The sequence below is a fragment of the Fulvivirga sp. M361 genome (assembly GCF_007097395.1).
In the GTDB taxonomy this organism is placed as follows: domain Bacteria; phylum Bacteroidota; class Bacteroidia; order Cytophagales; family Cyclobacteriaceae; genus Fulvivirga.
This window is the reverse complement of the sequence record NZ_VKDC01000038.1, coordinates 1-22,546: the sequence shown is the minus strand read 5'-3', so window position 1 is coordinate 22,546 and position 22,546 is coordinate 1. Positions and strand designations below refer to the sequence as shown.

General features: G+C 40.0%; 20 protein-coding genes. 11 read left to right on the top strand and 9 right to left on the bottom strand.

Going from position 1 to position 22,546, the window contains the following annotated elements; translation table 11 throughout:
• Window positions 1-2 precede the first annotated feature (2 nt).
• The gene (locus tag FNH22_RS26415; protein ID WP_143401522.1) at window positions 3-890 is read left to right on the top strand and encodes a DUF3822 family protein; all 888 of its coding nucleotides are present in this window, start codon (window positions 3-5) and stop codon (window positions 888-890) included.
• Window positions 890-1,345, top strand: a complete 456-nt coding sequence (coaD, locus tag FNH22_RS26410; protein WP_143401521.1) for a pantetheine-phosphate adenylyltransferase — start codon at window positions 890-892, stop codon at window positions 1,343-1,345. Before FNH22_RS26415 ends, coaD begins: the two co-directional genes overlap by 1 nt.
• On the opposite strand, the gene FNH22_RS26405 is transcribed toward coaD, so the two are convergent.
• Window positions 1,346-2,029, bottom strand: coding sequence for an NUDIX domain-containing protein (locus FNH22_RS26405; protein ID WP_143401520.1), 684 nt, complete (start codon window positions 2,027-2,029; stop codon window positions 1,346-1,348).
• Between the two features lie 95 nt (window positions 2,030-2,124).
• Between FNH22_RS26405 and pyrE the strand changes: the two genes are divergently transcribed.
• Entirely contained in the window at window positions 2,125-2,775 is a 651-nt protein-coding gene (gene pyrE, locus FNH22_RS26400; protein WP_143401519.1) for an orotate phosphoribosyltransferase, read from the top strand.
• 26 nt (window positions 2,776-2,801) lie between these two features.
• On the opposite strand, the gene FNH22_RS26395 is transcribed toward pyrE, so the two are convergent.
• The 3 genes from FNH22_RS26395 to FNH22_RS26385 form a co-directional block, all read right to left on the bottom strand.
• Complete coding sequence (locus FNH22_RS26395; protein WP_143401518.1) at window positions 2,802-3,578, bottom strand: TIGR02757 family protein; 777 nt, start codon at window positions 3,576-3,578, stop codon at window positions 2,802-2,804.
• A 363-nt stretch (window positions 3,579-3,941) separates the two neighbouring features.
• Window positions 3,942-6,551 carry an ATP-dependent chaperone ClpB gene (gene clpB / locus FNH22_RS26390; protein WP_143401517.1) on the bottom strand — a complete coding sequence of 870 codons (2,610 nt, stop codon included), beginning with the start codon at window positions 6,549-6,551 and terminating at the stop codon, window positions 3,942-3,944.
• A gap of 302 nt (window positions 6,552-6,853) precedes the next feature.
• A complete protein-coding gene (locus FNH22_RS26385) occupies window positions 6,854-7,273 on the bottom strand; it encodes a hypothetical protein (protein ID WP_143401516.1) in 420 nt (139 codons plus the stop codon).
• Window positions 7,274-7,395: 122 nt separating this feature from the next.
• On the opposite strand from FNH22_RS26385, the gene rlmN reads away from it, so the two are divergent.
• Window positions 7,396-8,442 carry a 23S rRNA (adenine(2503)-C(2))-methyltransferase RlmN gene (gene rlmN, locus FNH22_RS26380; RefSeq protein WP_143401515.1) on the top strand — a complete coding sequence of 349 codons (1,047 nt, stop codon included), beginning with the start codon at window positions 7,396-7,398 and terminating at the stop codon, window positions 8,440-8,442.
• 21 nt (window positions 8,443-8,463) lie between these two features.
• Here the strand turns inward: rlmN and FNH22_RS26375 are convergent, their stop codons facing one another.
• Genes FNH22_RS26375 through FNH22_RS26360 form a run of 4 tightly spaced genes read right to left on the bottom strand, consistent with a single transcriptional unit; the run spans window position 8,464 to window position 12,393 of the window.
• A complete protein-coding gene (locus FNH22_RS26375) occupies window positions 8,464-9,399 on the bottom strand; it encodes a rhomboid family intramembrane serine protease (RefSeq protein WP_143401514.1) in 936 nt (311 codons plus the stop codon).
• Between the two features lie 8 nt (window positions 9,400-9,407).
• A complete protein-coding gene (locus tag FNH22_RS26370; protein ID WP_143401513.1) occupies window positions 9,408-10,202 on the bottom strand; it encodes a rhomboid family intramembrane serine protease in 795 nt (264 codons plus the stop codon).
• 2 nt (window positions 10,203-10,204) lie between these two features.
• On the bottom strand, window positions 10,205-12,025 hold the full coding sequence (mutL, locus tag FNH22_RS26365) for a DNA mismatch repair endonuclease MutL (RefSeq protein ID WP_143401512.1): 1,821 nt from the start codon (window positions 12,023-12,025) through the stop codon (window positions 10,205-10,207).
• A 17-nt stretch (window positions 12,026-12,042) separates the two neighbouring features.
• Complete coding sequence (locus FNH22_RS26360; RefSeq protein WP_143401511.1) at window positions 12,043-12,393, bottom strand: RnfABCDGE type electron transport complex subunit D; 351 nt, start codon at window positions 12,391-12,393, stop codon at window positions 12,043-12,045.
• Between the two features lie 133 nt (window positions 12,394-12,526).
• Here FNH22_RS26360 and FNH22_RS26355 point away from each other — a divergent pair, with 133 nt between their 5' ends.
• The 3 genes from FNH22_RS26355 to FNH22_RS26345 all read left to right on the top strand — a co-directional run bounded on the left by FNH22_RS26355 (window position 12,527) and on the right by FNH22_RS26345 (window position 17,226).
• The gene (locus FNH22_RS26355; protein ID WP_143401510.1) at window positions 12,527-15,379 is read left to right on the top strand and encodes a serine hydrolase; all 2,853 of its coding nucleotides are present in this window, start codon (window positions 12,527-12,529) and stop codon (window positions 15,377-15,379) included.
• Window positions 15,380-15,390: 11 nt separating this feature from the next.
• Window positions 15,391-16,530 (top strand): N-acetyl-alpha-D-glucosaminyl L-malate synthase BshA, encoded by a 1,140-nt coding sequence (gene bshA / locus FNH22_RS26350; protein ID WP_143401509.1) that lies wholly within the window; start codon window positions 15,391-15,393, stop codon window positions 16,528-16,530.
• A gap of 78 nt (window positions 16,531-16,608) precedes the next feature.
• Window positions 16,609-17,226 carry a sterol desaturase family protein gene (locus FNH22_RS26345; protein WP_143401508.1) on the top strand — a complete coding sequence of 206 codons (618 nt, stop codon included), beginning with the start codon at window positions 16,609-16,611 and terminating at the stop codon, window positions 17,224-17,226.
• 72 nt (window positions 17,227-17,298) lie between these two features.
• Here FNH22_RS26345 and FNH22_RS32740 read toward each other — a convergent pair whose 3' ends face one another.
• The gene (locus tag FNH22_RS32740) at window positions 17,299-17,430 is read right to left on the bottom strand and encodes a hypothetical protein (protein ID WP_255518164.1); all 132 of its coding nucleotides are present in this window, start codon (window positions 17,428-17,430) and stop codon (window positions 17,299-17,301) included.
• Between the two features lie 190 nt (window positions 17,431-17,620).
• On the opposite strand from FNH22_RS32740, the gene FNH22_RS26340 reads away from it, so the two are divergent.
• The 4 genes from FNH22_RS26340 to FNH22_RS26325 all read left to right on the top strand — a co-directional run bounded on the left by FNH22_RS26340 (window position 17,621) and on the right by FNH22_RS26325 (window position 22,312).
• Window positions 17,621-18,721 carry a VWA domain-containing protein gene (locus tag FNH22_RS26340; RefSeq protein ID WP_143401507.1) on the top strand — a complete coding sequence of 367 codons (1,101 nt, stop codon included), beginning with the start codon at window positions 17,621-17,623 and terminating at the stop codon, window positions 18,719-18,721.
• Window positions 18,722-18,729: 8 nt separating this feature from the next.
• On the top strand, window positions 18,730-20,229 hold the full coding sequence (locus FNH22_RS26335; RefSeq protein WP_143401506.1) for a magnesium chelatase: 1,500 nt from the start codon (window positions 18,730-18,732) through the stop codon (window positions 20,227-20,229).
• Window positions 20,230-20,240: 11 nt separating this feature from the next.
• Window positions 20,241-20,891 carry a helix-turn-helix domain-containing protein gene (locus tag FNH22_RS26330; RefSeq protein ID WP_143401505.1) on the top strand — a complete coding sequence of 217 codons (651 nt, stop codon included), beginning with the start codon at window positions 20,241-20,243 and terminating at the stop codon, window positions 20,889-20,891.
• A gap of 80 nt (window positions 20,892-20,971) precedes the next feature.
• Window positions 20,972-22,312, top strand: a complete 1,341-nt coding sequence (locus FNH22_RS26325; RefSeq protein ID WP_143401504.1) for a PhoH family protein — start codon at window positions 20,972-20,974, stop codon at window positions 22,310-22,312.
• The last annotated feature ends 234 nt before the right edge of the window (window positions 22,313-22,546 follow it).

Below are 22,546 nucleotides of genomic sequence, written 5' to 3'. Positions count from 1 at the left end.
ATTTGAACACGACAACATCAGCTTATAAACTGATAAAAAAGATCAAGAATGATAAATTTGATGTAGATAGCCTGCATCACTATAATCTTCTTGTCCAGATTGGAACACGTGATCTACAGGTATGTGTAATAGATTCACGATCAAGTCAGTGCCTGTTATTAGAAGACTTTGCACTGGCTGGTGCGAAAACGCATAATGAACTCCAGGATATTCTAGTATCCCTATTTGCTGACCATGATCTGTTAATGGCAGGTTTTTGGAGAAAAGTTCGTATAAGCATTAAAAACAGTAAATTTTGTCTGGTACCCTCTTCTCTTTTTGTAAGTGATGCAAGCCTGGATTATTTAAAACTCAATTGTCAGGTCAATGAAAGCACTGAAAAGGTACTTTCCTACAAACATATTAAGTCAGACGCAGTTTGTGTTTTTGCCATGAAAACAGTCCTGATAGATTGGATTGAAAGCCTTTACCCAAATGCAGAGGTGGAATTCATTCATCAGGCCAGTGCCCTTATAGAAGGAACTATTCATAATGCTCAAATTCATAGGAAAGACAGCTTATACCTGTATATAGATCGTTTTAAGTTGCATTTGATTACGCTAAAAAATGGCAAACTGGAGTATTACAATCAATTCAGTATCAAACAATTTAGTGACTATATCCGCTATATTATGCTGGTGATGAATGGCCTCAACAGAAATCAAAAAACAACAGACCTCGTATTATGGGGGTACATTGGAAAACAATCCCCTCACTACAATGAGTTTTACAAATACATCAAAAACATTTCCTTCGGGGATCGACCTGATTATTTAAAATACAATTACATGTTTGATGAAATTCAGGATCATCATTTCTTTGATTTATACAGCACTCATCTCTGCGATTAATGAAAAAGATCGCCATCTTCCCGGGGTCTTTCGATCCTTTTACGAAGGGACATGAAGACATCGTACTCCGTGGCCTTGGACTCTTTGACGAAGTTATAGTAGCAATAGGTTATAACAGCCAAAAACATAAGAGGTATTTCGATATCGATGTGATGGTAGCCTATATTAATCAAACTTTTGTCGGTTATGACAATATCAAAGTAGCTGTATATAACGAACTCACGGCCGAACTCGCCAAGAAATATGATGCGAAATTTTTGCTTAGAGGATTGAGGAATACCACAGACTTCGAATACGAGAACAGTATTGCACAAGTGAATAATTACCTCAATGACGATCTAGAGTCCGTTTTTTTAATTACATCACCCAGATTTGCTGCCATCAGTTCATCTATTATACGTGAAGTCCACCGGTATGGGGGGGACACAAGAGAATTCCTTCCTTATGAACTGTGATCAGGCTTCTGTTGCCTTTTCCTTTTTGAAGTAACTATCGACAACAAAAGCGATAGACTTATAAGAATGCTGTAGCGCATGAAATACTTCCTTGGGTGTCATCCAACGTAGTTCCTCGATATCTTCTTCCAGTTGTGGCTTCATGTCAGCGTGGTATATCGTACTCATCGTATACCAGACCGTTCTTTTAAGGATTTTCTTCCTGTTCATGGTATAAGTATGCCAGGTAGTGCACAGCTTTTTTTTCACCTTAACCTCTACATTACATTCTTCTTCCACCTCTCTCTTAGCCGCGTCCTTATTTTTTTCCCGTGGGTCTAACTTTCCTTTTGGAAGGTCCCATTTCTTCATTCGGTATATCATCAGGAATTTACCTCCTTTTTGTACCAAACCTCCCGCTGCTTTCACCACTTTAAACTTTTTCTTTACAAAAGCCTTTACGCCCTGATAATCATCTACCGTCAGAGTAAGGGAAATGACTCCGTGAGGCGTAGCCGTATCTAAGACATCCAATAACTTATCTACGTCTTCCTCGCGAGCATGCTTGATCCATGTCCGATGAAGTAGTTTAGCCAACGTAATAGGTTCATGTTCAGCATTTATTATTGTGTTAAATGAATGCTTATCAAGCTTTTGGCCAGATTTCAGAATGATGACTTGAATGTCATTGATGAATAGATTCATCTACTTGTTTAGGGTAAGAAACTGTTTACAAATGAATAAAAATATTATGAGCACGCAAATAGAAATTGATTTTTTTAATAGATAACTTCGCCATTATGACGAAATCAAATGATCCACAAACGTTAGGTCTGCGAATTGCATCTTTACTACTGGACATAGAAGCGATCAAACTTAATATCAGGAACCCTTTTACCTGGAGTTCGGGGTGGCTGTCTCCTATTTACTGCGATAACCGATTGTCATTGTCTTATCCCGAAGCAAGAAGTAGCATCAAAAATGCTTTAGCAGAAGCAATAAAAGAACATTATCCTAGTGCCGAGGCTATCGCCGGTGTAGCTACAGCAGGTATTCCACAAGGTGCATTAGTAGCGGACTTACTGGGACTACCTTTTATCTATGTTCGTTCTAAGCCCAAAGGGCATGGAATGGGAAATATGATAGAAGGCAAGGTAACTCCTGGTCAAAAGGTAGTGATCATTGAAGACCTGGTATCAACCGGAGGAAGTTCTTTGAAAGCGGCTGATGCACTGAAATCAGTTAATTTCGAAGTATTAGGTATGGCAGCTATTTTCACCTACGGTTTCCATCTGGCTGACGAGAACTTTCGCGAGGCAGGAATTCCTTTAGTATGTTTAAGTAACTATCAATACCTGTTGGAAGAAGCGCTGAAAAGAAAATACATTGAACATGGTCAGTTAGAAACATTAAAATCCTGGAGAGAAGATCCTGGTAGCTGGGGAAAGTAAGGTTTTGATGCTTTGCATATTTTGTACTATTTCCATTTTTCCTCTATCCCCAGGCCGAAAAGTGCAAAATCATATTTGACCGGATCATTGGGGTCAAGACTTCGAAGATTTTTAGTAAGCTCAAGCGCTGTAAGCCAATCGGTTTGCTTTCGGGTAATGAGGCCGAGTGACCTTGCCACGCGGTCCACATGCAAATCACAAGGGCAAACGAGTTGAGCGCTACTTATTTTTTTCCAGCAGCCAAAGTCGACTCCATTATTGTCCTGTCTCACCATCCATCTCAAAAACATGTTGATCCGTTTGCAGGCAGCCTTGCGCTCTGGTGTAGCAATATGTTTTTTTGTTCTTCCGGGAAAATCAGGTAGCGAAAAAAACAAATGATGAAAATGGACCAAACTACTCTCAATGGTATCTGCACCTTTTTTCAGCCCTTCAACAAAAGCCTCTTCCAACGATTCATGATGCTTATAAAACCATCTAAAGAAATGAATGAAGTATAATGTATCCGTACCATTGAACGTTCGATGTTTGAAGTCTTCAAATGGACGTAATTCCTGTTCTGAATGGTTTAAGATAAAATCATATGGAGCGTTATCCATGAGTTTGAATAACTCATGACACTTATTAATGATAGTTTTACGCTGACCCCAGGCCAGCATGGCTGCCCAAAAAGCTGTGATCTCGATATCCTGTTTAGCACTGTATTCATGAGGGATAGAGATCGGATCGTTTTTGATAAAGCCTGGTTTGTTGTACTCTCTTACTTTAGCCTCCAGGAAGGGTTTAATTTCTAAAAAATGCAATTGAATGGGATTTATTTTAGCCAAAAATAAGCAAAAGAGGCCGGTCAGAAAATGAGAAAAGTTTTAATCATCACGTTGCAGAAAACCAGCTTAATTATTAAGAACGGGATATCGGCGAAAGGCCAAACAGTTCATTCACGGATGAGGTGAAAATCCGCTTTGACCAGAATTGCTTTTCGAATTTAGCCCTTGAATTCTCAATTCGTATAATCCTGACTTTAAACGGGTCTGTATTTGCCATAAAATAAATGAGTTCTCTGATGTCATGATAGCAAAATAAAAAAGGTGCTCCCAGTTGTAATTGGGGCACCTTTCAACATTAATTGTCTCTTTTAGATATTGTTTATATCATCTATCAACACATTAAATTTCAACCTCATCAAGGTTAATAAATTCAATTTCACCGTTATCCCTCACGTCAACTCCTACCAGTGACTCTTTATTCACTCTACCTGCAAGTATTTCCTTGGAAAATTCATTTAATATCTCTCGCTGTATGACTCTTTTGAGTGGTCTTGCGCCGAATTGTGGGTCAAAGCCTATTTCAGCCAGATGGTCCAAAGCCTTATCTGATATCTCTATTTTGACTCCAGCTTCCATCAATCGTTGCTTAATCAATCTGAACTGGATGTCAACAACTTTTCGTATATCAGTACGGCTTAATGGCCTGAACATAATGGTTTCATCCACGCGGTTTAAAAATTCCGGTCTTACCGATCTCTTCAGCAATTCATAAACATCTTGCTTGGTGGCTGAAAGTATTTCTTCTACATTATCTTCCGTAAGCCTCTCAAATTTCTCCTGTATCACATGTGACCCAATGTTAGTGGTCATAATAATGATCGTGTTCTTAAAATTCGCTACCCGTCCTTTATTATCGGTCAACCTTCCGTCATCAAGCACCTGCAAAAGAACGTTGAATACATCCGGGTGTGCCTTTTCTATTTCATCCAATAGTATCACAGAATATGGTTTTCTACGTACCGCCTCAGTCAGCTGTCCCCCCTCATCATAACCTACATAACCCGGAGGCGCTCCCACCAATCGACTAACTGCATGACGCTCCTGGTATTCCGACATATCGATCCGCACCATGGCATTCTCATCATTAAAGAGATATTCAGCCAGTGCTTTAGAAAGTTCTGTTTTTCCGACACCTGTAGTACCCAGAAAGATAAATGAGCCAATCGGCCGTCTGGGATCTTGTAAACCTGCTCTACTCCTTCGCACAGCATCTGACAAAGCCATTATAGCTTCTTCTTGTCCGGCTATTCGCTTGCCTAATTCCACTTCCAGATGTAACAGTTTTTCCCGATCACTTTGCAGCATTTTGGACACCGGTATACCTGTCCATTTAGCCACTACTTCCGCAATATCTTCATTGTCCACCTCTTCCTTTAATAAGGAGTCTTCACCCTGTGTTTCTTTCACATGATTTTGAAGTTCCTCCAGTTTCTTCTCTGCTTCTACAAGCTTACCGTAACGAATTTCTGCTACACTGCCAAAATCACCGGCTTTTTCAGCCTGTTCAGCTTCAAATTTGAGCTTATCAATGTTTTCTTTCTCATCACGAATACCCTGTACGATCGTTTTTTCATTTTCCCAGCGTGCCTTCAGATCATTTCGTTCGCTGGCAAGCTCAGCGATATCCTTGGTGAGTATTCTCTCTTTATCTTTATTCTTTTCTCTACGGATCGCCTCTCGCTCTATTTCCAATTGCATGATCTTCCTGTTCAGCTCGTCCAGCTCTTCAGGTAGTGAATCCATTTCAAGCCTCAGCTTAGCTGCTGCCTCGTCCATCAGGTCAATGGCCTTATCCGGAAGGTAACGATCTGAAATATAACGACTGGATAATTCTACAGCAGCAATCACAGCATCATCTTTGATGCGCACACCATGATGAAGTTCATACTTGTCTTTAATACCACGTAAAATAGAGATAGCATCAGGTCCGGAAGGTTCGTCAACTGTTACTGACTGAAACCTCCTCTCAAGTGCCTTGTCTTTTTCAACGTACTTCTGGTATTCTTTCAGCGTAGTGGCGCCGATAGCATGAAGCTCTCCCCTTGCCAGCGCCGGTTTTAACAGGTTAGCAGCATCCATCGCTCCCTCTCCGCCACCTGCACCGATCAACGTATGGATTTCATCAATGAACAATATGATCTGCCCTTCAGAATCGGTCACCTCTTTGATCACTGACTTTAGGCGTTCTTCAAACTCGCCTTTGTACTTGGCACCAGCTACTAAAAGACCCATATCTAACGAAATGAGTATCTTATCCTTCAGGTTTTCAGGCACATCTCCATCTACTATACGCTGCGCCATTCCTTCTACAATAGCCGTCTTACCTACGCCCGGTTCACCAAGTAGTATCGGATTATTTTTTGTCCTGCGCGAAAGTATCTGAAGCACACGCCTGATTTCGTCATCACGACCTATGACCGGATCTATTTTACCTGATTTAGCCTGCTCATTAAGGTTGATAGAATAGCGTTCCAGTGACCGGTATTTAGATTCCGCATTTTGATCTTTCACCGTATCACCTCCTCTCAGTTCTTTTATCCCTGCAATCAGGCTTTTCTTATTGAAACCGACATCTTTCATAATGCCGGCCACTTTGTCTCCTCCCTCCAACAATCCTAATAGAATGTGTTCTATGGCAATGTATTCATCTCCAAATTCTTTTAGTTGCTTTTCTGCCTTCTGTAAAGCGCCTGCAGCAGCATTGGACAGATACGGTTGTTGGCCACTCACTTTAGGATAGCCTTGAATAATTTCTTCCAGTTTAGTATCAAGTAATCCACTGTTTATGTCAAGTTTTTTGACCAGAAAAGAAATTACATTTTCATCCGTTTTCAATACGGCAACCAGTAAGTGTCCTGTTTCTATAGCTTGTTGCCCATTCCCGGAAGCTACCTCCGCTGCTTTTTGAAGCGCCTCCTGTGACTTTATAGTATATTTATCAAAATTCATAGCTTAATTCCTCCAATCCAGAGATTATCAAATAGTAATCCATTCAAAAAACAAGATTAATAACGGAAATAATGTCAGTTATTTTTTGCTGAAATATTAAAAATACCGCCATTTTGTCATGTTAAATGTACTACACTGTACCGGACAAGTCTTCAGACGACAATTTCGTGTATTGAGATGTGGTGATTTGAAAAGGGTAAAGACGTCATCACTAACACACCAAACGGTAACCACAAAACCCACCGGTACAATTTACAAACAAAAAGAGCGTATGAATCAAATGATGATTTTGCAGAAGCTTATTAAATATACTTCTCTACATCACTGAAGTTAATCGTTTGCCCCTCACTCACTATCTTCAGCCAGGAGGCTACATGATCCAGTAAATCACTTTGTCCTTTTGATCGGATATATTCGGTCATGAGTTTGACATGCATTATGATCCACATAGAGCTCATCATCTGCTTGGAGATGGCATATCTCGCTTCACCTTCCATATTTATATTGAGGCATAATCCAATCCGGGCCAGCTCTTTGTACACCTCCTGCAGGGTAGTATACTCTATCTCCTTTGAGCTATACGTCATGCTATCCATAAACTTAACAAATGCCTTGGCGGTCAGCTTAGGTCCCTGCTCAGAGAGAAATGATTCAATCTTATCACAAGCCTCTCCACATTCAATCTTTTCATTGTCAGTCTCTAACAGTATAGGGTATTCCATAGTATCCGGTTAATCCATTCACTCCAGTTCTACAATGATAATTTTTAATTGTTAATTTACCTGTGATTTGAAACCATTAATACTACGAATGTCCTTTGCAGTCATTCTACTATCTTTGCACTATGGCAGATACTGTGGTAAAGCAAGATATCAGGCAACTAAGTCTGGAAAAAATACAGGAATACTTCGTTTCTATAGGAGATAAGGCCTTTAGGGCAAAGCAGGTATATGAGTGGTTATGGAGAAAATCTGCCAAAGATTTCGACCAGATGACTAATATTTCACTTGCTACAAGGGAAAAACTGAAGGAGGTCTTTGTCATTAATCATATCGCCGTGGATAAGATGCAACGTAGCAATGACGGTACGATCAAAAATGCTGTAAAGCTACATGACAGCATGATTGTGGAATCTGTATTGATCCCTACAGATACACGTATAACTGCTTGTATTTCTTCTCAGGTAGGTTGTAGCCTGGATTGCTACTTCTGTGCCACGGCACGCCTCAAACGTATGCGAAACCTTAACCCTGATGAGATCTACGACCAGGTAGTAGCGATCAAAGAACAAAGTGAAACGTTTTTCGATCGCCCACTGACCAATATTGTTTTCATGGGCATGGGCGAACCTTTGCTGAATTACAGCAATGTTCTTGATGCCATCGACAAGATCACCAGTCCAAAAGGTTTGGGTATGTCTCCCAAAAGAATAACACTTTCTACCGTAGGCATTCCGAAGATGATACAAAAAATGGCTGATGATGATGTAAAATTCAACCTGGCCATTTCACTCCATAGCGCCATCGACAGTACCCGGTCTGAAGTAATGCCGATCAACTTAAAAAACCCGTTAAAAGATCTGGCTGATGCGTTAAAATACTGGTATCAAAAAACAAAGAAAATGGTGACCTATGAGTACGTTATATGGAAAGGTATCAATGACAAAGAAGAAGATGCCAGAGCCCTGGTAAAGTTCTGTCGCATTATTCCATCAAAAGTCAACCTGATCGAATACAACTCTATTGACGACGAACAATTTCAACAAGCTTCAGAAAATGCGCTCAGTATGTATATTAATTTGCTGGAGAAGAATGATATTGTAGTGAACGTAAGAAGAAGTCGCGGAAAGGATATTGATGCGGCCTGCGGACAATTGGCGAATAAAGAGTGAGGGACAGTGGTGAGCCCCTGCTTATTTCTTACTCGCATTAAAAAGCTTTTGTTTCTCCTCTTTCGTAAGGCTCTCATAACCTCGTTCGGAGATCTTATCTAAAATAGCATCAATCTCATCCTGAGAAGCATCTGAAGCTGAATTACCCCCGGCTGATTTGGATGCAGTCTTTTTTTGCGTTTTGCCGGTGTGGGCAGACTGTCTTTTGTAGCTTACTTTTATATTGGAACGCTTTACAAAGAAACTTTTCACAAAGTCCATTACAGAGATCACCCACCTACCCCAGTCCGTACCACCTTGAAGCTGTTTTATATAAATGAACCCCATGAGGGCCCCACCCAGGTGAGCGACATTACCACCGGCGTTGGCGCCCACTGATCCCAAGAAGGAAAGAACGATATAAAATGCTGCAATATATTTTATTTTGACGGGGCCTAAAAAGAGTAAAAAGAAGGTGTAGTTGGGCATCAATGTAGCTGCAGCTACTACTACGGCATAAACTGCTGCAGAAGCCCCCACCATACCGGAGAAGTCTGATCTTTCTACATAAAACGGCACCAGGTTATATACTAACAAATAGGCTATACCGCCTGCAAGTGCTCCAAGCACATACAATGAAATGACTTTATCACTCCCCAGGTACTCAATCACCAGCTTAGCAAACCAGTAAAAGATCAGCATATTGAACAGAATGTGAAATATGCCTTCCAGGCTATGCGCAAAAGCATAGGTAAAAAGTGTCCAGGGTCGTGTAACGAATTCAGCAAATGATGGTGGAATGGTAAACTGGTCGTAGATAAAACTAAAAGCTTCAGGAAAACCAAACCACGAAGAAAACACCCAGGTAATCGCCAAAAATAAGAACACTACCACATTGATAATGATCAATTGAGTGTGCGCGCTATTAGGTCTCTTAAAAGCGTTCTTAAAATCTTCCTTAATTCCTCCTCCGTACATACTGCAAATTAATAAAAACTATCTCTTCCTTTTTGCCAAATTTTAATCATTATGAAGGCAAATATCATCCCCCCCAGGTGGGCAAAGTGGGCCGTCATATCATCCGGACTGCGGTTAAACCCTGAATAAAGCGCAATACCTCCCAGAATAAGCACCAGATATTTGGCTTTAATTGGTATTGGCGGTATTAACAACATCAATTCCGTGTTAGGAAATAACAATCCAAAGGCCATTAGTATTCCATAGATGGCTCCTGAAGCGCCAAGCATAGAACCATAGTTTAACTTGATATCCAGCAGCTGTCGGGCAAACTGTACACTTCGTAAGCGCACCTGTTCATTATCAGGGTTTTCCGCATAACGATCAATGAATTCGTAAATTTCAGGATTTAGCCCGTTATCGTTATTGGCAATCAATCGATTAAAAGCTTCAGGGTCCGGGGCCGCTATGTAAGCTTCCACTTCGCTTTTTACCTTACTTACCTGAACATACTCAATACCATTGTATAAAATACCGGCACCAATACCTGTGACGAGATAAAAAATAAGGAATTTTTTTGGTCCCCAGAACTGCTCCAGCAATGGTCCCAGAAAGATCAGTCCGAGCATATTAAATAATATATGGCCGAATCCTCCATGAGCAAACATGTAAGTAAAAAACTGATAGGGAGCGAAATTATCAGAGCCAAATTTCCACAATGACATCATCATCGTGAAATTAACACCTGACATTACTTGCTGGAGTATAAAAACAATAACATTGGCGATCAGAATGTTTCTGACCACAGGACTGAGTCTAACCATACTTAATTAAAATAATCCTCAATTTTAGTCAATTCTAAAATAAAAAAAGTTGTTTTTCCATGAGGGGCGTAATTAGGATTGGCACAGGCAAAAAGTTGATCTATCAGTGAGCGCATCTCTTCTTCCGAGAGTCTTTCTCCTGATTTGATCGATGTTCTTCTGGCCAATGAACGCGCCAAATTCTCGCGTTTTGGTATGGATAGTTCTGATTTATTCTTCTTAAACTGTTCCATTAACCCTTCAAAAACTCCCCGCTCTCCCAAATGTGCAATATCTGCCGGCATACCTTTTACTAGGATATCGCTCTTCCCAAAGGGTTCTATCATAAATCCCAGCGCCTTTATTTCCTCTTCCATGTCCATAACGAGGGAATAGTCTCCCGGGTTTAGTGTAATGGCCTGCGGAAACAAAGATTGTTGGGAAGCTCCAATTTTTTGATCGAGGTAAGACAGATATTTCTCGAAAAGAATACGTTCATGAGCAGCCTCCTGGCCTATTAACATCATGCCTGACTTTACCTGGGTCACGATAAATTTCTTATGTAACTGAAAAATAGCATGACTCAATTCGGCCTCAAGAACATCCTCCTGTTTGTTTAGGTCGCTGCCAAATGTGAGTACCAGATTTTCTTCCTCCTCTTTAAAATCATCGAATGATACCTTCCCTTTATTCTCATCAAAAAGTTTTTCCCAGTTTTCAAGGTTAGACTGTTGTTGCGGAGTTTGCGGCGTATTCCTGAATTGGCTGTAATTCTTGTCCTTAATTGTTTCCCTACCCGCTGTTAGTTTTTGGCTTAGGTTAATATCTGCAGAGAAATCCAGTGCAGGAGTAAAATTATGTGAAGACAGAGATTGCCTGACAGCTGCTCTAACCACAGAATACACAGAACGTTCATCGTCAAACTTTACCTCCGTTTTGGTGGGGTGTACGTTCACATCGACGCGCCTGGGGTCTATATCAATGAACAACACATAAAATGGGAAACACCCCTCCTGCATAAGCCCTTCGTAGGCATTAAGTATGGCATGGTTTAGATAGTTATTTTTTATGAAGCGATGATTGACAAAGAAAAATTGTTCCCCTCTTGTCTTTTTCGCAAACTCAGGTTTGCCGATATAACCATGAATTTTGATATCCCCGATCTCTTCCGCACAACTGGCCAGTTGCTCTTTATAATTCTTCCCAAAAAGATGAATAATGCGTTGACTTAGTTTACCTCCCGAAGTATTGTAGCTCTCCAGGTCGTTTTGGTACAAGCTGAAGGCTATGTCAGGATTTGACAGGGCTACTCGCTGAAACTCGTCTATGATGTGTTTCATCTCCACTCCATTGGACTTTAAAAAATTCCTACGGGCAGGCACATTGTAGAAAAGGTTTTTAACGGCTATACTGGTACCTTCTTCACAGGCTATCAGTTCTTGTTTTTTTACTTCAGAAGCTTCAACAATAATCTGTGTACCTAACTCCTGCCCGATTGGCCTTGTCCTTATTTCAACTTGTGCTATTGCTGCAATAGAGGCCAAAGCCTCCCCTCTGAACCCCATCGTTTTAATAGAAAACAGGTCTTCGGATCGTGTAATCTTTGAAGTAGCATGTCGCTCCAGACTCATGCGAGCATCTGTTTCAGACATTCCTTTTCCATCGTCTATCACACGTATCAGCTCCTTACCGGCATCTTTTATAATTACTGTGATCTTTTTAGCTCCGGCATCCACTGCATTTTCCAACAACTCTTTTACAGCAGATGCCGGGCGCTGCACTACTTCACCGGCGGCTATCTGATTGGCAATGGAATCGGGGAGTAGACGAATGATATCAGGCATGCAGTGCTAAAGAGTGTTTATAAGATCCGTTTCATTTTAAGGTAGACCAATACCGATGAAACAAGGGCAAATATATATAATGCCGTGTTGCCAAGGTATAAATAGCCAAAAATCACAGCAATTAGTAACGCCATAATTACCAACTGCATGATAGTGGCTGACCCTGTAGAGGCTGATTTTTTAGTGCGGAATGAGCCCGATATTCTGGAAGAATACCCAGGCCTGTTAATTTCCTGAGCTCCGGAGTTTAATTCACTACGTATGGCTTCAGTTCGCTTATCCATTTCTTCTTTTATCGGGTCGTAATAACGTGGCTCGATATGAAATTTTTGATATTTAGGTGTACGGAATAACGTAGGTAATTTCATAATTGAAAGTCATTTAACACTATAAGCCAAATATGCTTAAATGACACATTTAGTCGGCCAATTTTTGCTAACTTAGACAAGTACAAACATAGGCATTATCCATTAGTTCATATGTAATCGTAACAACGGCTGCATGATAAAAATAGTTTTTTGCGCCAGTCTTGCTTTTTTTTTGGCGTTTTATTCAGTTTCAGCTCAACCATTCTCTACTGACGACCAGGCCATTCATTGGGTTGACAGCGTTTATAATTCACTGAATCTGGAAGAAAGAATAGGCCAGCTTTTCGTCGTACAGGTATACCCGGATGGCAACGAACAACATCACCAGATCATCCAGCAACTTATTGTAAAACAGCACGTTGGCGGGCTGATATTTATGAAAGGAAATGCAGAAAATCTGGTAAATCTCAATAATCGATTTCAATACCAGGCTCGAATACCGCTGTTAGCAGGGATAACGCTGACACCCCATTTGAAACTACCTTTAAATGACATTTCCCCTACCCCCATGCCATTGACTTTAGGGGCTGTCCGGGATAATAAGTTACTCTATCAATTGGGCCAAACTACTGCCTTTAAAATGAAACGATTAGGCATTCATTTTGGCCTGGTTTCCATAGGCAAAGAAAGCGAGGTGTTTTTTGGAGAGATAGAGCAAAATGTTCAAAAAAAAACGTCAGCTTATATGAGAGGTTTGCAAAATAATGGTGTTATGATGGTAGCAGAAAATTTTCCAGGTTACCAGGGAAATGCCGCTTTAGACACCTGGCAAACGTCTATCCCGGATAATGACCAAATTACATTTTTTCAGTCCCTGATAAATGAAAGTCTCATGGGGGTGAAAACCAGTGGTACTTATCAGGTGAGTACATCGCAGCAAGATCGACTTAACCCGGCAACCTTATCTTCTGCAATAATCACCGATATACTACAGGATAAGTTAGGGTATGAAGGACTGATTTTCTCCGACCGGCTCAACCAACATGATGTCTTGGATCAAGAACCAAAAAAACTCGAAAAAGCTGCTTTTCTGGCTGGTAATAATATATTACTTTTTTCCGCTCAGATACCTCAAGCTACGAAACTGATCAAAAAAGAGATTAAAAAAAATGCTTCGGCTGCGGCGCTGTTAGAAAAAAATGTAAAACGCATTCTACTCGCAAAGTACACTTTAGGGGCAAACAGTTGGCAGCCAAAACTGATTGACAATTTACTATCTGACCTAAATACGGCATCAGATGAGGCATTGGAGTATACACTTTATCAACATGCAATAGTCGCAGTACGTAATGACGGAGATTTGCTGCCACTTAATACCTATGACAAGCAGTATTTCGCATCTCTCACTTTAGGAAAGAGCAAAGAATTTCAGCGCACCCTGGATAGTTACGCCTTTTTTCATCATTACAAGAAATCAGAAAATAATGAAAAAAGACTCTTAAGTGTACTTCGAAATTATGATGCAGTGGTTATAGGAGTATTTGACCAACCTACCCAAGATGATCTGTTTTTTTTAAAAGATCTGGCAGCTATCGTTCCATTAGTTATCAGTTATGCCGGACCAATATCAGGTCTAAACGCTTTTAAATCGTTCAAACATCTCCTTTACATAAATGAAGCCACTGAACTGACTGCGAATCTGTTGGCTGAGGCTTGTTTTGGGAGTTTTGACCTTACCGGACGTTTACCTGTCCATGTTTCGGACAAACTACGTCTGGGTTCCGGGAAGGATTTAAAACAGGCCGACAGGTTAGGGTATGCTCCGCCAGAATATGTAAAAATGGATCGGCAGGTACTGTCCAGAATCGATAATATCGTGGAAGAAGCAATTGAGGATCAGGCTACTCCAGGGGCCCAGGTAGTAGTGGCAAAAGATGGTAAAATAGTATTTGAAAGGTCATACGGGCATTATACCTACGATAGTTTGAAGCCAGTAAGTCGGGAAACAATATATGATATAGCCTCAATTACAAAAGTGGCAGCAACCTTACAGGTAATAATGCTTCTTTATGAAAGAGAGGTCATAGACCTGGACAAGAAAATATCAGTTTATCTGCCCGAACTAAAGGGTACGAACAAAGAGAATATGATTATAAGAGACATTTTAACTCATCAGGCAGGTCTCTGGCCTTATGTCCCTTTTTGGAAACAGACACTGGAGGACGATGAATATCTTCCTCTTTACTACAGTATGAACGGCGAGCTCGGTTTTAACTACCAGGTGTCACCAGGTTTGTACAGTTCTCAAACGATAAAAGACAGTGTGTGGAACTGGGTAGCAGCATCAAGGTTGGTCGTGAAAAAGCCGCGTGAGCCTTACCCTTATCGCTACAGCGATATTGGATATTATCTTATGCAACGTCTCATACAAAAATATATTAATCAACCTATGGAAGAGTTTTTACAACAAAACCTATACGATCCCATGGGCTTGACTTCGCTAAGTTATCTTCCTTTGTGCAGATTTCCTCTTTCCAGAATAGCTCCTACTGAAAATGATGAATATTTTAGAAATACCCTGGTCTATGGCTTAGTACATGATCAGGGTGCTGCGCTCTTCGGAGGTGTGGCAGGTCATGCCGGTCTGTTCAGTAATGCTACAGACCTTGCGAAGCTCATGCAAATGCATCTTCAAGGTGGTAAATATGGAGGACAAAGGTTTTTACTGTCGGGAACATTAGGCACTTTTACAGCACAGCAATATGAAAGTAATCGAAGAGGTATGGGATGGGACAAACCAGCAATAGCACAATGGCAAGGACCCACCTCACGCTATGCATCAGGTAAAACCTTCGGGCATACCGGATTTACAGGTACCGCTGTATGGGCTGACCCTGAGTTTAACCTCGTATACGTTTTTCTATCGAATCGAATTCATCCTGATGCTGAAAACAGAAAACTTATAAAGAACAATATTCGTACACGCATCCAAGAAGTGATCTATGAAGCCATTTGGAGTTATACTCAATACGGTTGCACGGATTAAATAAGAAGTTTATGAAAATCGGAATTGTATGCTATCCTACTTTCGGAGGTAGCGGAGTTGTAGCAACGGAACTTGGCAAAGCACTTGCTAAAGCGGGGCACCAAATTCATTTTATTACCTATTCTCAACCTACGCGTCTTGACTTTTTTAATGAAAATTTATTTTATCATGAAGTAGATATACGGACCTATCCATTATTTGAATATCCACCTTACGAACTGGCATTAGCCAGTAAAATGGTAGACGTTGCAAAATATGAAAAACTAGATATTTTGCATGTACATTATGCTATTCCACACGCGTCAGCAGCCTATATGGCCAAACAAATTTTGTTGACCGAAAATATCCATATACCGGTGGTAACTACTTTGCATGGCACTGATATTACGCTAGTAGGAAAAGATGCGTCGTACGAACCTGTAGTTACATTTAGTATCAATGCATCTGATGGCATTACGGCAGTCTCTGAAGACCTTAAAAAGGACACCTACGAACACTTTAAGATCATTAAGGACATAGCAGTAATTCCAAATTTCATTGACCTGGAAAGATTTAAGAAGCAGAAAAAAGAACATTTCAAAAAGGCCATCTGTCCCGATGATGAAAAGCTTCTCGTTCACACTTCCAACTTCAGAAAAGTGAAAAGGGTGGATGATGTAGTAAAAACCTTTTATAAGTTACGAAAGGAAATACCTGCAAAGTTGCTGCTTGTCGGGGATGGCCCGGAAAGGAATAATATTGAAGCCTTATGCAGAGAGTTAGGTCGATGTGAAGACATCCGATTCCTGGGTAAGTTGGAAGCAGTAGAAGAAGTGTTATCCGTAGCAGACCTTTTTATTATGCCTTCAGAAAAAGAGAGTTTTGGTCTGGCCGCACTAGAAGCTATGGCATGTGAAGTGCCTATAATATCAACTAACGCAGGTGGGCTTCCAGAATTAAATATCAATGGAAAAACCGGGTATTTATGTCAAGTAGGTGACGTTGAAGATATGACCAGAAAAGCATTACATATTTTGGATAAGGATAATCTGCCAAAATTCAAAGCCGCTGCCTTAGCGAGAGCAAAAGAGTTTGAGGTTAGTAAGATCATGCCTCTTTACGAAAATGTATATCTCAACGTTCTCGATTCCATAAAAAAGATCAGGGCTTAACCCTGTGAACTTTTTTTAATATAAGTATTGTTTATCTAGAATTTCATAAAGTATTTTGTCAAAACCAATTAACATAACATGGCCGAAGTAGCAGTTAAAAACATGCCGAGGAACAAGGGGTCAAAAAAGATGTTCAAAAGCCCCCTGATAGAAAGACTATCTAGGACACACATTTCTATACCTATTACTATATTCGTATTATATGCCGGTGGACTGATTTACTGGAGTATCGTTAATACCAGTCTTAGCCCAATGATTACGGTTACTTTATTTTTAACGGGTTTATTCGTATTTACCTTTGTAGAATATTTGATGCACAGGTACCTTTTCCATATGGAAACCTACACTAAACTCCGTAAAAAATTACAGTATGCATTCCATGGTGTACACCATGATTACCCAAGAGATAAAGACCGCTTAGCCATGCCTCCTCCTATGAGTATCACTGTTGCCACAGTTTTGCTTATCTTATTAAGGTTCGTAATGGGGGATTTTGTTTTTGCCTTTCTTCCTGGGTTTCTGATGGGCTATGCCGCGTATCTATTTGTACACTACATTGTACATGCGTATCAACCACCGAAAAATATTTTCAAAACACTTTGGGTCCATCATGGCATACATCATTATAAAAATGATGAAAAAGCATTTGGCGTATCATCTCCACTCTGGGATTATATATTTCGCACAATGCCTTAAAAAAACAAGACCTACGAAAAAGGCTATACCTATTGGGGGTATAGCCTTTACTATTTAATATATTTTAGTTTTTTATATTCTTTCTTCAGAGAACTCTTCGTCAATATCTTCTACAGGTGCTTTCGAGTAAGTAGGACACGTGTATTGAGCACATGACGACAATAGCATTGCACCGAAAAATAAAACCAGAATAGACTTTTTCATAACCTAACGATTTACGTTTATAATACAAATAAAATAAAATAATTAGAGAAGTCTCACTAAATGCAACTAAAAAACATGTATTTACAGTTATATATAAGTTAATGCTCAGACAATTATTTAATTTTAATTTAATTAAACACAATTGATAATTTAAAGGTTCTAATCATAAGTAAATATTCAACAATAGTTCATGCTAGGTCACCGTTTCACCGACTACATTCCTAACCCATCAGAGGCTTCATCTGACTTCGATAAATTGTTGGATGTATTCCTGCAATTACTTGTAATAACGGCTGGTGACGTATCAGAAGCTTTGAATTGGTTAAACAATGTAGATCGTCAATATAACTTAACAAGTGACGACTATGGTATGGGTAACTTTATTGACGACTTAAAGGATAATGGTTACATAACAGAAGAAAACCGGAAGGGCTCATTCAAAATCACTCCCAAAAGTGAGCAAAAGATACGGACCAGTGCACTGGAAGAAATCTTCGGAAAATTAAAAAAGTCTAAAGCAGGGGATCATAAAACACATTTTGGAGGCTTGGGTGACGAGCCAAGCACTGATAAAAGAGATTATCAATTTGGTGATACACTGGAACAAATATCTGTAACAGACTCTTTGAGAAATGCCCAAATAAATCATGGACTGGAAGGATTCATGATGACAGAAGGTGACCTGGAAGTGATGGAAAATGAGTATAAAACACAAACTTCCACGGTATTAATGATAGATATCTCTCACAGTATGATCTTATACGGTGAGGACAGAATCACACCTGCTAAAAAGGTGGCTATGGCATTAGCTGAATTGATCACCAAAAAGTACGTTAAAGACACGTTAGATATAATTGTCTTTGGTAACGATGCCTGGCAAATAGAAATCAAAGATTTGCCTTACCTGGAAGTGGGTCCCTACCACACCAATACGGTCGCAGGACTGGAGTTAGCATTAGATTTACTGCGCCGAAGGAAAAACCCTAATAAGCAAATCTTTATGATCACAGATGGTAAACCCACCTGTCTTAAACAAGGAATAAAATATTATAAAAATAGCTTTGGACTGGATAGTAAAATTCTCAATCGTACATTGAATCTTGCCAAGCAATGTAGAAAGATCAACATTCCTGTTACTACGTTTATGATCGCCTCAGATCCCTATCTCAAAGAATTTGTACGTGAATTCACCAAAGTTAACAATGGGAATGCTTACTACAGCAGCTTAAAAGGTCTTGGCCATTTAATTTTTGAAGATTACAGAAGAAATAGAAGGAAGAAATTTAATTGATTAATTGAATGGATATCAGTGCGATAAAAACACTCGGCGACCTACGTGCCGCGGGTTATGAAAGAAGATCGGTTAAGCAAGAGCTACGCGGTAACCTGATCAAAAACCTAAAAGCGAAGGTAAACGTGTTTGAAGGCATTTGGGGATATGAAGAAACCGTAATTCCTGATATAGAACGTGCCATCCTGTCTATGCACGATATTAACCTCCTAGGTCTTCGTGGTCAGGCGAAAACACGTATTGCACGTATGATGGTGCACCTACTGGATGAGTATATTCCTATGATAGCCGGATCCGAGATTAATGATGACCCTTTTCATCCTATATCGAGGTATGGGCATGATCTTATCACTGAAAAAGGAGATAATACTCCCATCGAATGGCTTCATCGGAACAATCGCTACACAGAAAAACTGGCTACACCGGATGTTAGCATAGCCGACCTGATAGGTGACGTGGATCCTATCAAAGCAGCTACGTTAAAATTGCCGTATTCTGATGAGCGTGTGATCCATTTTGGGCTAATACCCAGATCACACAGAGGAATTTTTGTTATCAATGAACTTCCTGATCTGCAAGCCAGAATACAGGTGGCTCTTTTCAATATACTGCAAGAGGGTGACATTCAAATCCGTGGCTTCAAGATCAGGATGCCTTTGGAGATACAATTCGTATTTACAGCAAACCCGGAAGATTACACTAACAGAGGAAGCATAGTAACTCCTTTAAAAGATAGAATTGGTAGCCAGATTATCACACATTACCCACCTGATATACCCACTGCGCGTAAGATTACCGAACAGGAAGCCATTGTCAAAGAGGACCAGAAAAAACACATTCAGGTAAGTGAGGTATCCAAAGACCTCATAGAACAAATTGCCTTTGAAGCACGCGATAGTGAATATGTAGACGGCAAAAGTGGCGTTTCCGCACGTTTAACAATATCAGCCTATGAAAATCTTATGAGTGCTGCTGAACGTAGGGCACTCATACATGGTGAAAATGTAGCTGTGCGTATTTCAGATCTATATGGAGTGGTACCTGCTATCACCGGTAAGGTAGAACTTGTTTATGAAGGTGAACAAGAAGGGCCTGGCATAGTAGCTCATAACCTGGTAGGAAAAGCCATACGAACTCAGTTTATACAGTATTTTCCCGATCCGGAAAAAGTAAGAAAACAAAAGGACCCTAATCCATACAGAAGAATTACGGACTGGTTTGGTAATGAAAAAAAGATAGATATTCTGAATGACTTCAGCAATAAAGAATATGAAAATGCACTGACCACTGTTCCTGGTCTTCAGGAAGTAGTAGAAAAATATCATCCAAAAATTGACCCTGGACTGCAGCTATTTTTCATGGAATTTGCCCTTCACGGGCTGGCTGAATATAGTATGTTAAGTAAGCACCGACTGTCTAAAGGGTTACAGTTTAAAGACCTTCTGAGCAGCATGTTTACTATGCCCGGCCCGGATGATCATGACGACTCAAATGAAGATGAATACTAGCCTTTTTTCTTATGGACCTACAACGTGCGAAACAATTAGTAGCACAGGGTGAGTCAAAAACGATAGAGTTTAAGAGAAAAGTTGCTCACCCTGACAAAATAGTGAAAGAATTGGTGGCATTTGCGAATACGGCCGGAGGTTACCTTTTTATCGGAGTAGACGATGACGGCTCTATACCTGGCTTGAAATTTCCCGAAGATGAGGTTTTTGCCATGGATGAGGCCATAAAAAAATACTGCCATCCTATTCCCAAATATAAACAAGAAATTGTTCCGATATCCAGCAAAAAATCATTGGTAGTTTATCACATTCCATCGGGTCAAAACAAACTTCATTACCTCCGACAAAACCAGCATATGAAACATGGTATGGCCTTTGTACGTGTGGACGATGAAAGTGTAAAAGCTAGTAAAGAGGTGAAGGAAATATTTAGGCGAAGGTGGACTAACAGAAATATCCAATTCAACTTTGGGGATAAAGAGAAGTTTTTGATGGAATACCTACAGGAACATGATAACATAACATTGAAAGAGTTTCGCAAACTGGCACAACTCAATTACTATAAAGCTTCAAAAACACTAATTATCCTTGTTTTAGCAAACATATTGACCGTTACACCCAGCGGAAAAAGAGATATATATCGTCTGAAAAATAATTATTGAAAATCTGATTATCTTCTTTCTGCTTAGTAGCCAGTTAACTATTTTTGACAAATTCCTCATTAACTAATTTTTTCCAGAGTATGGCCAAGGCGCAGCGTAAAGAGAAGAAGATTTTTGTACTGGATACTTCTGTAATTATCTACGAACACAACTCCATCATGAACTTTGAGGAACATGATGTGGGCATTCCTATTACCGTTCTTGAAGAACTGGATCAATTCAAAAAAGGGAACGATACAAAGAATTTTGAAGCTCGTGAATTCACACGTTTGCTAGACAAGCTGGCGCAAGGGCAGATGCTACAAAACTGGAACCCTTTGAACGGTAGGACCAAGGGAAACTTCAAGGTCCTGATGTATTCCAGAAGTAAAGTAGATGCCAATGAAGTCTTTGATGAAGATAAGGCGGATCATCGAATTTTGAATGCAGCCTTACAGCTTCAGCAAGAGTCTGCAGATAAAAAGGTAGTGCTGGTGTCTAAGGACATCAACCTCCGTCTAAAAGCTAAATCTCTGGGACTGCCGGCAGAAGACTATTATACCGGTCAGGTCAAAAACGTGAATTCCCTGTACAAAGGAAAAGCCGTACAGGACAAAACCTCACCGGAACAAATCAATTTGCTTTATGAGAAAGGTAGCTGTGAGGCAAGTGACATATTAGGAGATAAAACCGCTGTAAAGAATAGCTATTATATTTTTAAGAATGGAAAGAAGTCCATTCTGGCATATTATAATCCATTTAATCAGCATATTGAGCACGTAGAAAAGAAACCTGTCTATGGCATCAAACCCAGAAACGCTGAGCAGACTTTTGCTATACATGCCATTTTAAACCCGGACATTAAGTTAGTAACGATGCAGGGCGTAGCAGGAACAGGCAAGACGCTTATAGCGCTGGCCGCTGCCTTAGAACAGAAACGTGATTTTAAACAAATTTACCTGGCAAGACCGATTGTCCCTTTAAGTAACAAAGATATTGGATACCTGCCTGGTGATATTAAATCCAAGCTTAACCCTTATATGGAGCCACTTTGGGATAACTTGAAATTTATCCAGAATCAATACCACGAGACAGATAAAGAATACTCGAAACTGACAGAAATGGTAAACCAGGAAAAGCTGGTGATCACCCCATTAGCCTATATCCGGGGACGGAGTTTATCTAATATATGTTTTATCGTCGACGAGGCCCAAAACCTGACCCCCCATGAAGTAAAAACGATTATCACACGTGCCGGTGAAAACACAAAGATCATCTTTACAGGGGACGTCTACCAAATAGACACTCCTTACCTGGATTCGCAATCAAATGGACTGTCCTACCTGATAGATAGAGTGAAAGATCAGGATATTTACTCACATATTACGTTGGAAAAAGGCGAAAGATCAGAACTGGCCAACCTTGCTAATGAATTACTTTAAAAAGCAGATATAAAACTGCGACAGAGTATTTACGCAGTACACAGAATATTGCATTAAAAAAGGCAGCTACTTCTGTTAAAATAGCTGCCTTTTTCCTGAGTTTGACACGTTTTTGAGATAATAGATTGATATTGAGTCATTTATAAAATGGCTTTCGATATACAAATTATCTTAAGTACTTGATTATCTGATTTTTAGGCAGAAGGTCTGGTAGGGGTTTCTCGGCTACTGCAG

Coding starts and splice junctions, on each gene's coding strand:
- bshA (WP_143401509.1), top strand. CDS start 15,391: ATGAAAATCGGAATTGTATGCTATCCTACTTTCGGAGGTAGCGGAGTT.
- pyrE (WP_143401519.1), top strand. CDS start 2,125: ATGACGAAATCAAATGATCCACAAACGTTAGGTCTGCGAATTGCATCT.
- FNH22_RS26370 (WP_143401513.1), bottom strand. CDS start 10,202: ATGGTTAGACTCAGTCCTGTGGTCAGAAACATTCTGATCGCCAATGTT.
- FNH22_RS26325 (WP_143401504.1), top strand. CDS start 20,972: ATGGCCAAGGCGCAGCGTAAAGAGAAGAAGATTTTTGTACTGGATACT.
- FNH22_RS26330 (WP_143401505.1), top strand. CDS start 20,241: ATGGACCTACAACGTGCGAAACAATTAGTAGCACAGGGTGAGTCAAAA.
- FNH22_RS26355 (WP_143401510.1), top strand. CDS start 12,527: ATGATAAAAATAGTTTTTTGCGCCAGTCTTGCTTTTTTTTTGGCGTTT.
- clpB (WP_143401517.1), bottom strand. CDS start 6,551: ATGAATTTTGATAAATATACTATAAAGTCACAGGAGGCGCTTCAAAAA.
- mutL (WP_143401512.1), bottom strand. CDS start 12,025: ATGCCTGATATCATTCGTCTACTCCCCGATTCCATTGCCAATCAGATA.
- FNH22_RS32740 (WP_255518164.1), bottom strand. CDS start 17,430: ATGAAAAAGTCTATTCTGGTTTTATTTTTCGGTGCAATGCTATTGTCG.
- FNH22_RS26385 (WP_143401516.1), bottom strand. CDS start 7,273: ATGGAATACCCTATACTGTTAGAGACTGACAATGAAAAGATTGAATGT.
- FNH22_RS26345 (WP_143401508.1), top strand. CDS start 16,609: ATGGCCGAAGTAGCAGTTAAAAACATGCCGAGGAACAAGGGGTCAAAA.
- FNH22_RS26375 (WP_143401514.1), bottom strand. CDS start 9,399: ATGTACGGAGGAGGAATTAAGGAAGATTTTAAGAACGCTTTTAAGAGA.
- FNH22_RS26335 (WP_143401506.1), top strand. CDS start 18,730: ATGGATATCAGTGCGATAAAAACACTCGGCGACCTACGTGCCGCGGGT.
- rlmN (WP_143401515.1), top strand. CDS start 7,396: ATGGCAGATACTGTGGTAAAGCAAGATATCAGGCAACTAAGTCTGGAA.
- FNH22_RS26405 (WP_143401520.1), bottom strand. CDS start 2,029: ATGAATCTATTCATCAATGACATTCAAGTCATCATTCTGAAATCTGGC.
- FNH22_RS26340 (WP_143401507.1), top strand. CDS start 17,621: ATGCTAGGTCACCGTTTCACCGACTACATTCCTAACCCATCAGAGGCT.
- FNH22_RS26360 (WP_143401511.1), bottom strand. CDS start 12,393: ATGAAATTACCTACGTTATTCCGTACACCTAAATATCAAAAATTTCAT.
- coaD (WP_143401521.1), top strand. CDS start 890: ATGAAAAAGATCGCCATCTTCCCGGGGTCTTTCGATCCTTTTACGAAG.